14 protein-coding genes, 1 tRNA gene and 1 pseudogene are annotated in these 14,469 nt (G+C 69.3%); 8 read left to right on the top strand and 8 right to left on the bottom strand.

The window, feature by feature from the left end; translation table 11 throughout:
- Positions 1 to 108: 108 nt before the first annotated feature.
- The 3 genes and pseudogenes from AB5L52_RS06880 to AB5L52_RS06890 all read left to right on the top strand — a co-directional run bounded on the left by AB5L52_RS06880 (position 109) and on the right by AB5L52_RS06890 (position 3,010).
- The gene (locus AB5L52_RS06880) at positions 109 to 1,275 is read left to right on the top strand and encodes a phytanoyl-CoA dioxygenase family protein (RefSeq protein ID WP_369363008.1); all 1,167 of its coding nucleotides are present in this window, start codon (positions 109 to 111) and stop codon (positions 1,273 to 1,275) included.
- An 18-nt stretch (positions 1,276 to 1,293) separates the two neighbouring features.
- A pseudogene (locus AB5L52_RS06885) lies at positions 1,294 to 1,938 on the top strand (SDR family oxidoreductase).
- A 67-nt stretch (positions 1,939 to 2,005) separates the two neighbouring features.
- Positions 2,006 to 3,010: a Gfo/Idh/MocA family oxidoreductase gene (locus tag AB5L52_RS06890; RefSeq protein ID WP_351030672.1), complete on the top strand. Its 1,005-nt coding sequence runs from the start codon at positions 2,006 to 2,008 to the stop codon at positions 3,008 to 3,010.
- A gap of 113 nt (positions 3,011 to 3,123) precedes the next feature.
- Here the strand turns inward: AB5L52_RS06890 and AB5L52_RS06895 are convergent, their stop codons facing one another.
- The 5 genes from AB5L52_RS06895 to AB5L52_RS06915 form a co-directional block, all read right to left on the bottom strand.
- Positions 3,124 to 3,318: a hypothetical protein gene (locus AB5L52_RS06895; RefSeq protein WP_351030671.1), complete on the bottom strand. Its 195-nt coding sequence runs from the start codon at positions 3,316 to 3,318 to the stop codon at positions 3,124 to 3,126.
- Between the two features lie 181 nt (positions 3,319 to 3,499).
- Positions 3,500 to 4,408 (bottom strand): sugar phosphate isomerase/epimerase, encoded by a 909-nt coding sequence (locus AB5L52_RS06900; RefSeq protein WP_351030668.1) that lies wholly within the window; start codon positions 4,406 to 4,408, stop codon positions 3,500 to 3,502.
- Between the two features lie 2 nt (positions 4,409 to 4,410).
- Entirely contained in the window at positions 4,411 to 5,322 is a 912-nt protein-coding gene (locus tag AB5L52_RS06905) for an ATP-binding cassette domain-containing protein (RefSeq protein WP_351030665.1), read from the bottom strand.
- Positions 5,323 to 5,326: 4 nt separating this feature from the next.
- Positions 5,327 to 6,403: an ABC transporter permease gene (locus AB5L52_RS06910; RefSeq protein ID WP_351030663.1), complete on the bottom strand. Its 1,077-nt coding sequence runs from the start codon at positions 6,401 to 6,403 to the stop codon at positions 5,327 to 5,329.
- Positions 6,403 to 7,422: a substrate-binding domain-containing protein gene (locus AB5L52_RS06915; protein WP_351030660.1), complete on the bottom strand. Its 1,020-nt coding sequence runs from the start codon at positions 7,420 to 7,422 to the stop codon at positions 6,403 to 6,405. Before AB5L52_RS06915 ends, AB5L52_RS06910 begins: the two co-directional genes overlap by 1 nt.
- Before the next feature lie 179 nt (positions 7,423 to 7,601).
- On the opposite strand from AB5L52_RS06915, the gene AB5L52_RS06920 reads away from it, so the two are divergent.
- The 4 genes from AB5L52_RS06920 to AB5L52_RS06935 all read left to right on the top strand — a co-directional run bounded on the left by AB5L52_RS06920 (position 7,602) and on the right by AB5L52_RS06935 (position 11,869).
- Positions 7,602 to 8,393, top strand: coding sequence for a GntR family transcriptional regulator (locus AB5L52_RS06920; RefSeq protein ID WP_369363010.1), 792 nt, complete (start codon positions 7,602 to 7,604; stop codon positions 8,391 to 8,393).
- A 289-nt stretch (positions 8,394 to 8,682) separates the two neighbouring features.
- On the top strand, positions 8,683 to 9,996 hold the full coding sequence (locus tag AB5L52_RS06925) for an ABC transporter substrate-binding protein (protein WP_351030655.1): 1,314 nt from the start codon (positions 8,683 to 8,685) through the stop codon (positions 9,994 to 9,996).
- A gap of 8 nt (positions 9,997 to 10,004) precedes the next feature.
- Positions 10,005 to 10,985: a carbohydrate ABC transporter permease gene (locus AB5L52_RS06930; RefSeq protein ID WP_369363011.1), complete on the top strand. Its 981-nt coding sequence runs from the start codon at positions 10,005 to 10,007 to the stop codon at positions 10,983 to 10,985.
- Positions 10,982 to 11,869, top strand: coding sequence for a carbohydrate ABC transporter permease (locus AB5L52_RS06935; protein WP_351573030.1), 888 nt, complete (start codon positions 10,982 to 10,984; stop codon positions 11,867 to 11,869). Before AB5L52_RS06930 ends, AB5L52_RS06935 begins: the two co-directional genes overlap by 4 nt.
- A 1-nt stretch (position 11,870) precedes the next feature.
- Here the strand turns inward: AB5L52_RS06935 and AB5L52_RS06940 are convergent, their stop codons facing one another.
- From AB5L52_RS06940 to AB5L52_RS06950, 3 genes are all read right to left on the bottom strand, one after another.
- Positions 11,871 to 12,875, bottom strand: a complete 1,005-nt coding sequence (locus AB5L52_RS06940) for a zinc-binding dehydrogenase (RefSeq protein WP_369363012.1) — start codon at positions 12,873 to 12,875, stop codon at positions 11,871 to 11,873.
- Between the two features lie 134 nt (positions 12,876 to 13,009).
- Positions 13,010 to 13,546, bottom strand: a complete 537-nt coding sequence (locus tag AB5L52_RS06945; protein ID WP_351573036.1) for a PadR family transcriptional regulator — start codon at positions 13,544 to 13,546, stop codon at positions 13,010 to 13,012.
- 168 nt (positions 13,547 to 13,714) lie between these two features.
- Positions 13,715 to 13,788, bottom strand: a tRNA-Pro gene (locus AB5L52_RS06950).
- Positions 13,789 to 13,891: 103 nt separating this feature from the next.
- On the opposite strand from AB5L52_RS06950, the gene AB5L52_RS06955 reads away from it, so the two are divergent.
- Positions 13,892 to 14,425 (top strand): DUF309 domain-containing protein, encoded by a 534-nt coding sequence (locus AB5L52_RS06955; protein WP_351030646.1) that lies wholly within the window; start codon positions 13,892 to 13,894, stop codon positions 14,423 to 14,425.
- The last annotated feature ends 44 nt before the right edge of the window (positions 14,426 to 14,469 follow it).

Genomic DNA, 14,469 nt, shown 5'->3' on the forward strand with positions numbered 1-14,469 from the left:
AAGAATGACAGGGCCGCGTGGTTCCCGTGGCCGAATGCCGTGATCGCGGGCTTGAGGCTGCCGTGATCGCGGGCCCGAGGCCGTGCGGCCCTGACCGAGAGGACACCGATGTCCGTCGCTTCCGCTCCAGGCCGTGCCTGGTTGTCCGAGCAGGACTGCGACCTCGCCGCCTTCCGCACCCTGATCGACCGCACGACGCTCCTGGCGGACTATCCGCACGCCGCTTCGGTGGCGGAGAACGTCCTGGTGTACGAGGGTGAGCGGCTGCGCACCGCCGAGGACCGGGACGCGCTGCGGGCCGAGCTGGTGCGGGCGTTCGCCGACGGCCCCGGGATCGTCGTGGTGCAGGGCGCCTTTCGCGACCCGTCCGTCGTCGACCGGGTGACCTCGGTGTTCGAGGCGCTGATCGCCGAGCAGCGGGCCTCGGCGGCCGCCGCGGGCGACCACTTCGCGCAGCCGGGCGCCAACGACCGGGTGTGGAACGCGCTGGAGAAGACGGCGCTGTACGACCCGGAGGCGTTCGCCGACTACTACGCGAACGACGTGCTGGCCCTGGTCTCGGCCGCCTGGCTGGGCCCCGGCTATCAGGTGACCTCGCAGGTCAACGTGGTCAACCCGGGCGGCGCCGGGCAGACCGCGCACCGGGACTACCACCTCGGCTTCCTGAGCAACAGGGCCGCGGCCGCCTACCCCACCCATGCGCACCGCCTCTCCCCGCTGCTCACCCTCCAGGGCGCGGTCGCCCACTGCGACATGCCGGTGGCGTCGGGCCCGACGCGCTGTCTGCCGTACTCGCAGCGGTACGAGCCGGGCTATCTGGCCTGGCGACTGCCGGAGTTCCAGGCGTACTTCGAGACGCGCCATGTGCAACTCCCGCTCGCCAAGGGCGACGCGGTCTTCTTCAACCCGGCCCTCTTCCACGCCGCCGGCACCAACCGCACGGCGGACGTGCGGCGCATGGCCAATCTGCTCCAGGTGTCCTCCGCATTCGGGCGCGCGATGGAGACGGTGGACCGGGAGGCCGTGGCGAACGCGGTGTTCCCGGTGCTGCTGCGGCGTGCGGCCGCGGGCGTCGGCGCGGAGTGGCTGGAGAACGTGATCGCGGCGAGCGCCGAGGGCTACCCGTTCCCGACCAACCTCGACAGTGACCCGCCGGTCGACGGGCCGGCCCCGCCCACGCAGGCGGACATGGTGCGGCGGGCGGTGCGCGAGGAGTGGACCCCGCAACGGCTGCGTGCGGAGCTGCGGGCCGGTACGGAACGCCGGGAGAGCTGAGGAAGGGCAGGGCAGATCATGGGACTTCTCGACGGCCTTCTCCGGGACCGGATCGTCCTGGTCAACGGTGGCAGCCAGGGGGTCGGTGCCGCGATCGCGCGGGCCGCCGTCCGGGAGGGCGCCGCCGTGGCGGTCACCGGCCGCCGTACGGAACCGGGTGAGGCGCTGGTGGCCGAGCCGGCGGCGGCCGGGGGCAAGGCGATGTTCGTGCGCGCCGATCTGTCGGACGCCGAGCAGGCGAAGGCGGCGGTCGCCGAGGTGGTGGACACGACCCATTGGGCTGTTCGACGCGCACATCGCGATCAACCTCAAGGCGCCGTTCTTCGCGATGCAGGCGGCGGTCGCCGACATGGTGGCCCGCAGGGCGCCCGGCACGATCGTCGACATCATCACCTCCTCGGCGCACGGCGGTCAGCCGTTCCTCGCGCCGTACGTCGCCGCCAAGGCTGGACCGCGACGGAGGGCGAGGACGCCACGCAGCGCGCCTTCCACGACGCCGGTGACGACTGGCGGGAGCAGGCCGCGGCGAAGCTGCCGGTGGGCAAGCTGGGCCAACCGGACGAGATCGCCGACTTCGTGGTGTTCCTGCTGTCGGATCGCTCCGGTGTGGTGACCGGGCCGGTGATCGACTGGGACCAGAACGTGCTCGGCGGCCTCGACTGAACCTCCCTCTCCCTCGTCCCCATGACAACTGACTCGTCCCCGTAAAACCTGCAAGGAGCCTCACCTCATGCGCATCGGAATCCTCGGCCTCGGCCGCATCGGCGCCTTCCATGCCGAGACCCTCTCCGGCCTCGACGCCGTCGAGTCGCTCGTCGTCACCGACCCGTTCGCGGACGCGGCCAAGGCGGCCGCCGAGCGGTTCGGGGCCGAGGTCGTGGACTCGCCGGAGGCGCTGCTGGCCGCCGGCGTGGACGGCATCGTGGTGGCGGCCGCGACCGACGCCCACCCCGCCCTGATCCTGGCCGGCGTCGAGGCCGGCGTCCCGGTCTTCTGCGAGAAGCCCGTCGCGAAGACGATGAGCGAGGGTGTCCGGGTGCTCAAGGCCGTCCAGGGCAGCGACGTGCCGATCCAGATCGGCTACAACCGCCGCTTTGACGCGGGCTTCACCGCCGCGCGCGCCGCCGTCCGGGCGGGCGAGCTGGGCAAGCTGCACACCGTGCGCGCCACGACCCTGGACCCGGCGCCGCCGCCGGCCGCGTACGTCGCCGCGTCCGGTGGCATCTTCCGGGACTGCTCCGTGCACGACTTCGACATCATCCGCTGGGTGACCGGCCGCGAGGTCACCGAAGTGTACGCGGTCGGCGGCAACCGCGGCGCCGACTACATCAAGGAGGCCGGCGACGCCGACACCACCGGCGCGCTCCTCACCCTGGACGACGGCACCATCGCGGTGATCTCCAACTCCCGTCACAACGCCCGGGGTTACGACGTCCGTATGGAGCTGCACGGCTTTGCGGACTCCATCGCCGTCGGCCTGGACGACAAGCTGCCGCTGCGCTCGGTCGAGCCCGGCGTGACCTTCCCGTCCGGCACCCCGCACGAGTTCTTCATGGACCGCTTCACCGACGCCTACCGCGCCGAACTCACCGCGTTCACCGAGGTCGTGGCCGGCACCCGGCCCTCCCCCTGCACCGTCGAGGACGCCCTGGAGGCAGGCTGGATCGCCGAGGCCTGCACCTTGTCCCTGCACGAGCACCGACCGGTGACACTGGCGGAAGTCCGCCAGGCCTGACCCCCGCGCCTCCTCGACGGGCGGGACGGCGCCGTGAGCCTCATCGGCCACGGCGCCGTCCCGCTCGTGCCGTTCACTCGTGCGGTGCAGAGGGCCGTCCGGCTCGGTGCGGCTCAGAGGCAGTAGCGCACCAGCCACTCGTCCGGGTTGTAGGTGTCCCGTGCCGGGTCCGGCACCGTCGCCGGCTTGGTCTCGACGGTGTCCTCCGGGCGTATCCGCTCGGGCAGCGAGCCGAAGCGGGTGCGGCGCAGGGCCGCCGCATCGGTGGCCTCGTGGGACGTCTTCCCGGATTCCGTGCGGTGTGTCATCTCGTCCTCCCGTCTGCGCGGGCGTCCCCCGTCATCATGCTCAACGCCCACGTGCCCCCGGTTGGTTCCCGGCCGTCCCCGGGCCGAATCCGTTGCCGTACCGCAGGAACCGACCCGCCGGGCACGCCGAAGGCCCGGTTCCCTCGGACACGGGAACCGAGCCGGGCGGCAGCCTGAATCCTCAGGCCCCGCAGGAGCGCAGGAAGCGTCGGGTGCGGGCCGCGATCGGCAGGGGCCTGTCCGGCTCGCACGGGTACATGTCCTGCTCCACGATCGCGAACAGGTCCACGCCGAGCCGCTGTGCCGCCTCCATCACCGGCCCCAACTCCGGCACTCCGGACGGCGGTTCGCACATCACACCGCGGGCCACGGCGGGTCCGAACGGAGTCCCCTCGGCCTGCACCTCGGCCAGGATCTGCGGGTCCACCTGCTTGAGATGGAGATATCCGATGCGCTCGCCGTAGGTCTCGATGAGCTTGACGCTGTCCCCGCCGCAGTAGGCGTAGTGCCCGGTGTCCAGGCAGAGGTTGACCAGATCCGTGTCGGTCGAGTCCAGGAACCGTTCGACGTGGTCCTCGGTGTCGATGTGCGTGTCGGCGTGCGGATGGACGACGATGTCCAGGCCGTACGCCTCCTTGACCTCGTGGCCGAGCCGTTCCATGCCCTTGGTCAGGTGCGCCCACTGCTCGGCGGTCAGCTCCGGCGGCTCCAGGATCTCGGCGGTCTTGTCGTCCCGCCAGAAGGAGGGGATGACCACCAGGTGCCGCGCCCCCATCGCCTGGGTGAGCGCGGCGACCTGGCTGACATGGGCCCAGGTCTGGTCCCACACGGACGGGCCACGGTGCAGGCCGGTGAAGACCGTGCCCGCCGAGACCTTCAGGTTCCGCCGGGCCACCTCGTCGCGCAGTCGCGCGGGGTCGGTGGGGAGGTAGCCGTAGGGGCCGAGTTCGATCCACTCGTAGCCCGCCTCGGAGACCTCGTCGAGGAAGCGTTCCCAGGGCACCTGCCGCGGGTCGTCGGGGAACCAGACGCCCCAGGAGTCGGGGGCCGAGCCGACCCGGATACGGTCCAGGGGAGTGGGGGTGGCCATGGTCAGGGGGTTCCTTCCGGGGAGGGCGCGACGGGTGCGGTGAGGTCACTCTCTTCGGGGAGTTCGTCGGTGTCGACGCCGCGAACCTGGGCCAGTTCGTGCTTGAGCGCCGCGAGTTCGGCGCCGCCGGCCATGTGGTTGGTCAGTTCCTCCAGGCTGACCTCGCTGCGGGCGGCGGAGAGTTCGAGGGTGCCCAGGCGCAGGACGCTGAAGTGGTCGCCGACCATGTAGGCGTGGTGGGGGTTGTGGGTGATGAAGATGACGCCGAGGCCGCGGTCGCGGGCGGCGGCGATGTACTTCAGCACCACACCGGACTGCTTGACACCGAGAGCGGCGGTCGGCTCGTCCAGGATCAGGACGCGGGCGCCGAAGTAGACGGCGCGGGCGATGGCCACACACTGGCGCTGGCCGCCGGAGAGCGTGCCGATCGGCTGTTCCAGGTCGTCCAGGACGATGCCCATGTTGCGCAGTTCCTGATCGGCCGTGGCCTTCATCCGGGCGATGTCCAGGCGGCGCAGGGGCCATGGGCCCTTGGTCATCTCCGAGCCGAGGAAGAAGTTGCGCCACACCGGCATCAACGGCACCGTCGCCAGGTCCTGGTAGACCGTGGCGATGCCCTTGTCCAGGGCCTCGCGCGGGGTGGAGAACCGCACCGGCTCGCCGTCCACGAGGAACTCGCCCTCGGTGTGCTGGTGCAGCCCGGAGATGATTTTGATCAGGGTGGACTTGCCGGCGCCATTGTCGCCGAGGACGCAGGTGACCTGGCCGGCGTGGACGGTCAGGTCGACGCCGTGCAGGGCACGGATGTTGCCGTAGGCCTTGCCCGCCTTGCGCAGCTCGGCCAGCGGGCCGTCCTGCTGGGGTGCCGCGTCCTGGAGGACGGCGCCGTGCGTTCCGGTTCCGTTGTCAGTCATCGCGCTACCTCCGGGTCGCCGTGCGCTGGACCCACAGATTGATCAGGACGGCGCCCAGGAGCATCACGCCGAGGAAGGCCTTGAACCAGTCGGGGTTCCAGCCGGCGTAGACGATGCCCTGGTTGACCATGCCGAACATGAACGCCCCGAAGACCGGGCCGATCGCGGAGCCGTAGCCGCCGGTGAGCAGACAGCCGCCGATCACCGCCGCCGCGATGTAGATCAGCTCGTTGCTCACGCCCTCGCCGGACTGCACGGTGTTGAAGGAGAACAGGTTGTGCATCCCGACGAACCAGGCTCCCAGGCCGACCAGCATGAACAGCGAGATCTTGGTGAACGTCACCGGCACGCCCACCGCCCGCGCCGACTCCCTGTTCCCGCCGACCGCGAAGATCCAGTTGCCGTACTTGGTGCGCAGCAGCACCCAGGTCGCCAGCGCCGCGAAGACCAGCCACCACACGATCGTGATCTTCACCTGGACCCCGCCCACGTCGAACGACGACGCGAAGATCTTCTTCGCCTGCGCGAAGCCGTCCATGTCACTGATGTCGTCCGTGGCGACATTGCCGGTGACCAGTTTGGTGACGGCCAGGTTCACGCCCTGCAGGATCAGGAAGGTGCCCAGGGTGATCAGGAAGCTGGGCAGGCCGGTCTTGACCACCATCCAGCCGTTGAAGAACCCGATGGCGAGCGACACGACCAGGGCGACGATCACGCCCGTCCACACGTTCAGGGTCAGCTGGTAGCTGAGCATGCTCGCGGTCAGTGCCGAGGAGATCACCGCGACACCGGAGGACAGGTCGAACTCGCCGCCGATCATCAGCAGGGCCACCGGCAGCGCCATGATCCCGATCGTCGAGGACTGGTACAGGATCGTCGCCATCGAACTGCCCTGACGCACCGCGGGGGCGGCGATCAGGAAGAAGACCAGTACGGCGGCCGCGCCGAGGAAGACACCCACTTCGGGGCGGGCCAGCAGCCGCAGCGCCAGCGGGCGCCGGGCGGTACGGCCGTCCTTCTCCTCGGGATCGGACGCCGGCGGCCTGCCGAGGGCCGGCTCAGCCTGTTGCGCCATGCTCATCACCGGGTCCCCTTCGCGGCGTACTCGGCCACCTTGTCGACGTTGGACTTGTCGACGAAGGCCGGGCCGGTCAGCACCGGCTGCACCCCGCCACCGCTGTAGTTGCCGTTGTTCTTGTAGAGCCACAGTCCGTCGACCGCCAGGTAGCCCTGCAGATAGGGCTGCTGGTCGACGGCGAATTCGATCGAGCCGTTCTGGACCGCCTTCACCAGGTCCTTGTTCAGGTCGAAGGTGGCCACCTTGGCCTTGCTGCCCGCGTCGCCCACCGACTGCACAGCGGTCAGCGCGAACGGCGCGCCGAGGGTGACGACCGTGTCGATGGCGTTGTCCTGCTTCAGCTTCGCCGTGATCGTCGACCGTACGGACGGCATGTCCGTGCCGTTCACGTACAGCGTCTCAGTCGTGCCCTTGAACGTCTTCTGCACACCGTCGCAGCGCTGGGTGAGGCCCACATTGCCCTGCTCCTGGACGACACAGACGATCTTCTTGGCGCCGGTGGTGTTCAGCTTGTCGCCGAAGGCCTCGCCCGCCACGCTCTCGTCCTGTCCGAAGAACTCCAGCATGCCGAGCTTTTTCCAGTCGCTCAGTCCTGAGTTCAGGCCCACCACGGGGATGCCGGACTGCTCCGCCTTGCCGATGACGCCCTTCATCGCGTCCGGCTTGGCCAGGGTGACGGCGATGCCGTCGACCTTCTGGTCGATCGCGTTCTGCACCAGGTTCGCCTGGTTGCCGGCGTTGGGGTCGGCGGAGTAGATCAGCTTGACGTTGTCCTTGGCCGCGGCGGCCTCGGCGCCCTTGCGGACGGTGTCCCAGAAGGTGTCACCGGGGGCCTGGTGCGTGACCAGCGCGACGGTCATGCGCGGGGTGTTGGCCTTGCCCGCCGAGGCGTTCTGTGCCGCCTCCTCGGCCTTCTTGCCGCCGTGGGCGCTGGCGCAGCCCGCCAGCGTCAGGGCGGCCGCGGCGGCGACGGCCACCATCGGGGCCAGTCTCCGGGAGCGGGAGGGAGAAGAGCGGTCCATCTTTCCAGCACCTCACTGTGCGTGCGACGGGGGGAAGGGACGCTGTTGCGTTGGGACGGGATACAAGTCCTTGGCGAGCCCGCTGTCAATACTTTGTTAAGACATCATTTCACAAGCAGGTCCGAATGTAAGTACAAACCATTGACACCTTCGCCTCCCCGGACCTACACCTGAGAGGCATGAGCCCAGTACACCGCACCGTGCAGCGAACGGCACCGGGTGATCGCGCGCTCGACTCGCTCACCTTCACCCTGGACCGTACGAGTCCGGTGCCGCTGTACTACCAGCTCGCCCAGCAGCTGGAGGCGGCCGTCGAACAGGGCACGCTGGCCCCGGGCCATCTGCTGGGCAACGAGGTCGGCCTCTCCGAACGGCTCGGCCTGTCCCGGCCCACCGTGCGCCAGGCGATCCAGTCCCTCGTCGACAAGGGGCTGCTGGTGCGCCGCCGCGGAGTGGGCACCCAGGTCGTCCACAGCAAGGTGAGACGGCCGCTGGAACTCAGCAGCCTCTACGACGACCTGGAATCGGCCGGACAGGAGCCGACCACCCGGGTGCTGCGCAACGAACGGATCCCGGCACCCCCGGAGGTGGCCGCGGCCCTCGCGCTCGCGGAGGGCGCCGAGGTCACCGTGCTGGAACGGCTGCGCCGCACCCATGACCGGCCGGTGGCGTTCCTGTGCAACTACCTGCCGGCCGATCTACTCCAACTCCCCACGGAGCGGCTGGAGTCGACGGGCCTGTACCGCATGATGCGGTCCGCCGGGATCGTCCTGCACAGCGCCCGCCAGTCCATCGGCGCCCGCAGCGCGACGGCCGCGGAGGGCACCCTGCTGGACGAGCAGGCGGGCGCGGCCCTGCTCACCATGCGGCGCACCGCGTACGACGTCACGGGACGCCCGGTGGAGTACGGCAGCCATGTGTACCGGGCCTCGCGCTACACCTTCGACTTCCAGCTGCTCGTCAGGACCTGAACCGCTGGTCAGAACCGAAAACGGAATCACCCGTGTTCACACAGCCCCCAAGGCCGCCCGCGCCGTGCGGGCCGTCGGCTCCGCACCCGGGCGAACTCGCAGGTAACGATGACGATTACGTTTCGGGCAAGAGACAGACCAGTGGAGGCCGACCTATTGACGCATGAGCGGACTTGGGGCTGTTATTACGCCCACGATGTTCGGTCGAGTTGATTTCTGAGCGGTTTCGGCGACCTTTCGGTGATCAACTCATCCCCTTGACCGAGCCCTGCATTCCTCAGGAGCCGCCATGCGCCTCTCGCCCTCCGGTGTGTCCGTCCCCGGTCCCAGCCGTCGCTCGCTGCTCCGTGGAGCGGGCGGTGCCGCCCTGCTCGCCGGTGCCGGTATCCCCCTGCTGTCCGCCTGCGGAGGCAGCGGTTCCTCCTCCGACCCGAAGACCGTCACGCTCGGCTCCAACGCCTCGGACGCCGTGCCGAAGAAGGCCTTCGCCTCCGTGTACGCGGACTTCAAGAAGCAGTACGGTCTCACGGTCGACGTGAACACGAAGGACCACAACACCTTCCAGGAGCAGATCAACTCGTATCTGCAGGGCACGCCGGACGACGTGTTCAACTGGTTCGCCGGATACCGCATGCAGTTCTTCGCGGCGAAGAAGCTGGCCACCCCGATCGACGACGTGTGGCAGAAGATCGGGGGCAATTTCCCGGACGCGATGAAGAAGCTCAGCAAGGGCGAGGACGGCAAGTACTACTTCGTGCCGCTGACGACGTATCCCTGGGCGATCTTCTACCGCAAGAGCGTCTTCCAGCAGCACGGGTACAAGAGCCCCGCCACCTGGGACGAACTCGTCGCCCTGTGCAAGCAGATGAAGAAGGACGGCCTGATCCCGTTCGCCTTCGGCGACAAGGACGCCTGGCCGGCGATGGGCACCTTCGACCAGATCAACTTCCGCCTCAACGGCTACGACTTCCACGTCCAGCTGATGGCGGGCAAGGCCTCATGGACCGACGCCAAGGTGAAGGCCGTCTTCGACCACTGGGCCGAGCTGCTCCCCTACCACCAGGACGGCTTCATGGGCCGTACCTGGGAGGACGCCGCGCAGACGCTGGTCTCGAAGAAGGCCGGCATGTACCTCCTCGGCTCCTTCGTGGCCCAGCAGTTCACGAACAAGGCCGACCTGGACGACCTGGACTTCTTCCCCTTCCCGGAGATCAACTCCGCGTACGGCCAGGAGACGGTCGAGGCGCCGACCGACGGCTTCATGGTCAGCAAGGCCCCGAAGAACCACGACGGTGTCCTGAAGCTGCTGGAGTACCTGGGCAGCCCGGCGGCCGAGGAGATGTACCTCAAGACCGACCCGAGCGTGGTCGCCGCCTCCGACAAGGCCAGTACCTCTGCGTACTCGGCGCTGCAGAAGAAGGCGTTCGAGATGATCGGCAGCGCCAAGAGCCTCACCCAGTTCATGGACCGCGACTCCCGGCCCGACTTCACCTCCACCGTGATGCAGCCGGGCCTGCAGAAGTTCCTGCAGAACCCGAAGGACGTGGACAGCCTGCTGCCATCCATCGAGCGCCAGAAGAAGACGATCTTCGCGTCCGAGTGAGCGACCCGATGACGACCGATACGACGACGCAGACCCCGGAGGCGGCCGCCGCGCCGCCGCCGGGCGTCTCGCCCGCGCGAACGCGGGCCACGCACAGCCACCGCCGCCTGCTGACCCGCCGTGACCGGATCACGCTCGCCCTGATGGCGGGCGTGCCGACCCTCCTGCACGTGGCGCTGGTCTGGGTCACCGCCATCGCCTCGATCTTCCTCGCCTTCACCACCTGGGACGGCATCGGGTTCGACTCGATCAAGTGGGTGGGCCTGGACAACTTCACACAACTCTTCAACGACAACCCGCAGTTCTGGCCGGCCGTCCAGCACAACGTCATCTGGTTCGTCGTGCTGATCCTGATCCCGACGCCGCTCGGCCTGTTCCTGGCCGTACAGCTGGACAAGCGGATCCGCTTCAGCCGGGTCTACCAGACCGCGTTGTTCCTGCCGGTCGTCATCTCGATGGCCTGCATCGGCTTCGTCTGGCAGCTGGTCTACAACCCGGACACCGGCCTGATCAACAGCATCATCGGCGCCAACAAGCCCGGCCACTACATCGACTGGATCGGCGACCCGCATCTGAACCTGTGGGCGATCCTCATCGCCGCGTCCTGGCGGCACACCGGCTACATGATGATCCTCTACCTGGCCGGCCTGAAGAGCGTCGACCCCTCGCTCAGGGAGGCCGCCGCGCTGGACGGCGCGAACGAGTGGCAGACGTTCAAGAGCGTCATCTTCCCCACCCTGCGCCCGACCAACACGGTCGTCCTGGTCGTCACCATCATCGAGGCACTGCGCGCCTTCGACCTGGTCTTCGTCTTCAACAAGGGCGCCCAGGGCACGGAGTTGCTGTCGATCCTGGTCACCAACAACATCATCGGCGAGTCCAGCCGCATCGGGTACGGGTCGGCGATCGCCGTGGTCCTCCTGGCGATCTCCCTAGCGGTGATCATCCCGTACCTGATCGCCACCTTCCGCAAGGAGCGCCGCGCATGAGCAGCACCACTCTCCCGCTGAAGCGGCGCGCCCCGATCCGCCCGGCCCGGATCGTGCTGCACGTCTTCCTCGCCGGTACGGCCCTGGCCTGGCTGGCCCCCCTGCTGTGGGCGGTCTTCTCGGCGCTACGGCCGTACAGCGAGACCAGCACCAAGGGCTATGTCTCCTGGCCGGACAAGCTGACCTTCGAGAACTTCACGAACGCGTATCAGCAGTCGGACATGCTGCACTACTTCGGCAACACGCTGCTCATCGCGGTGCCGGCCGTGCTGCTGACCCTGGTCCTGTCCTCCTGCGTGGCGTTCTACGTCAGCCGCTTCGACTTCCGCCTCAACCTCGCCCTGCTGCTGGTCTTCACGGCCGGCAACCTGCTGCCGCAGCAGGTGATCATCACCCCGCTGTACCGGCTGTACCTGCTGACGAACCTGCCGGGCATCACGGCGAGCGGCAAGCTGTACGACTCCGCGCTCGGCCTGGTCCTCATCCATGTGGCGTTCCAGTCCGGGTTCTGCGCGTTCGTGCTGAGCAACTACATGCGCTCGCTGCCGCACGAGCTGACGGAGGCGGCGCTGGTCGACGGCGCCTCGGTGTGGCGGCTGTACTGGCAGATCACACTGCCGCTGTGCAAGCCGGCGATGGCGGCCCTGGCGACCCTGCTGTCGATCTGGATCTACAACGACTTCTTCTGGGCCCTCGTCCTGATCTCGACCGGTCAGAACATGCCGATCACCTCGGCCCTGAACAACCTCTCCGGCCAGTACTTCACCGACCCCAACCTGGTGGCGGCAGGCTCCCTCCTGACGGCGATCCCCACCCTTGTCGTCTACTTCGCCCTCCAGCGCCAGTTCGTCAGCGGTCTGACCCTCGGCTCCAGCAAGGGCTGACTCATGCGCCCGCCACGTTGCTTCCCACCACCTTGCCGGCCGCGCGGTTCTCCTCCATGTACCGGTGGGCGTCGGGGAGTTCGGCCAGCGGGAAGACCCGGTCGAGGGCCGGACGGAGCGAGCCGTCCGCGACCCGGTCCAAGACCTCCTGCAGCGCTCGCGCGGCCCAGTCGCCGCTGTTGACGGTGCTGCTGGAGAAGGTGGTCAGGGCGGCACCGGACGGGATGTGCTCCAGCGGTTCGAAGTCCGGGATGATCCATTCGTCCGACAGACAGCCGGTGCAGCACACCCGTCCGCGCGGCGCCAGGGAGCGCAGGGAGTCCAGCAGGGCGGGGCCGCCGACGAGGTCCAGGACCCGGTCGGCGCCGTCGGGCCACACCTCCTTGACCCGATCGGGCAGCGCGTCTCCTTCGTCCGGTACGACGTGCTGGGCGCCGGCGGCACGTACGGCCGCGGCCTTGGCGGGATCGCGGGTCGTGCCGGCCACCTCCAGTCCCCGCTCGCGCGCGAGGTCGAGGGCGGCCATGCCGACGCCCGAGGTGGCCGCGCGGACCAGCAGGCGCTGCCCAGGCCGCATCTCCAGGGCCTCCAGCGAGCCGTAGGCGGTGAGGTAGGCCTCGGGCAGGGCGGCCACCAGCGGCCAGGGCAGGTCGGTGCGGATCGGCATCAGCTGCGCGCTCGGGATCAGGGCGTATTCCGCGTAGGCGCCGTCGAAGCTGCGGCCCAGTCCGCCCATGGCGGCGGCGACGGCGGTGCCCTCCGGCAGCCGCGGGTCGAGGGATTCGGCCACCACGCCGACGCCTTCGATACCGAGGATGCGGGGCAGTTCCACGCCGGGCGACCAGCCGCGCCGGGTGAACAGCTCCGAGCGGTTGAGCCCGAAGGCCGTGATGTGCACGAGGGGCCAGCCCGGCCGCGCCGACGGCCGAAGCACCTCCCGCAGGCGCAGCACCTCCGGGCCGCCGGGACGCTCGGCCACCACCGCTCGCATCGTCCGCTCCGTCATGCCTGCTGCCCCCGTCTCGTGACGCCGCACACTCTTCCCGAACCGTACGTCCCGCAGCATGCCACGAATAGAGGCACTCGAATAGAGGCACTCAGGCGGACGCCTCCCTCGCATCCGCATCACGGCTGTCCGCGTCAGCCGGCGGCCTTGTCCTCGAGTTCCTGGAGGATCTCCTCCAGCCAGGTCTTCTCGGCGATCTTCGTCGCCCGGGCCACGGTGAGGACGCCTCGCCGGAACGGGTCGGTCATCTGGTCGGCCCGCAGCGGCCTGCCCCCGTCGTAGAAGAAACTGGCAGGCTCCGACAGGAAGTCCCACCGCCGGCGCAGGACGGCGATCTGCTCCCGCGGGTCGGGCAGTTGCGCCAGGAACGACAGGACGACGACCCACTTGCTGCCGTCGGTGATGTCCTGCGCGGCCGGGTTGCGCAGCCGGCGCAGCAGTTCCTCGCGTCCCGCCCCGGTCAGCGTGATCACCTGCCGGGGTGCCACGCCCTGACCAGGCTCCTCGTGGCGCGTGAGCCAGCCGGACTCCGCCAGCCGGGAGACGGCCGGATACAGCGCTCCGTCGCTCACCGTACGCACATGGCCGGCCAGTCCGGCGATGCGCTTCTTCAACTCATAGGCGTGCATGGGCCTTTCGGCGAGAAAGCCCAGGATCGCAAGCGTCAGCACGAGGCCTCCCGAGTGCCGTGGTCAGGTGCACTTCCACGATAGACGCGTTACCTCGGGTCGAGGCACATCGAACAGAGGCACTCCCTCCCACTCCCGGTCGGCGCACATGGCCGAGGGGCCGTACCGGACTGCTCCGGTACGGCCCCTCGATCACGCTGTGTTTCCCAGTCGGGACGACAGGATTTGAACCTGCGACCCCTTGACCCCCAGTCAAGTGCGCTACCAAGCTGCGCCACGTCCCGATGCGCTCACTCGCGGTGGCCCGCTTGATCGCGCGAAGAGCACTTTACCTCACGTGCGGGGGTGGGCCGAAGAGGGCTCGAGGCGCGGGGGACAATCGGCCGTATGACCAACGCGGACGCATCGGATGCCAGGGACCGGGACACGGAGGGGCGGGCACGCAGCGCGCGGCCCCGGGACGGGCTGGGGCGGCCACTGCCGTACGGTGCGGAGGGCGTCGCCCGGCAGCCGGAAGGGGTCGTACGGACGCCTGATGAGACGGTCGCCGAGGCACAGGGGCTGCTGGACGCGGGGAAGCCGTTCCACGCGCACGAGGTGTTCGAGGACGCCTGGAAGTCGGGCCCGGAGGACGAGCGCGCACTGTGGCGGGGCCTGGCCCAGCTGGCGGTCGGTCTCACCCACGCGGCCCGCGGCAACGCCGTCGGCGGGCCGCGGCTGCTGCGGCGGGGCGCGGCCGCGATCGAGGAGTGGGCGGCCGCACGCGACGCGGACGGTCCCTGTGGCGCGGACGGTCCCTATGGCATGGACCTGCGGGGACTCGCCCGCTGGGCGCGGGAGCTGGCGGACCGGGTGGCTGACGGCTCAGGCCCGGTGGACGCACGTACCGAAGCGCCCCGACTCGGTGGGCGCGGAGTCTGAACGCGACGGCCTGCCCCTGGAGAGCAGAGGTGATGACCGTGATG

Origin of the sequence: Streptomyces sp. CG4, assembly GCF_041080655.1 — a bacterium.
GTDB lineage: Bacteria > Actinomycetota > Actinomycetes > Streptomycetales > Streptomycetaceae > Streptomyces.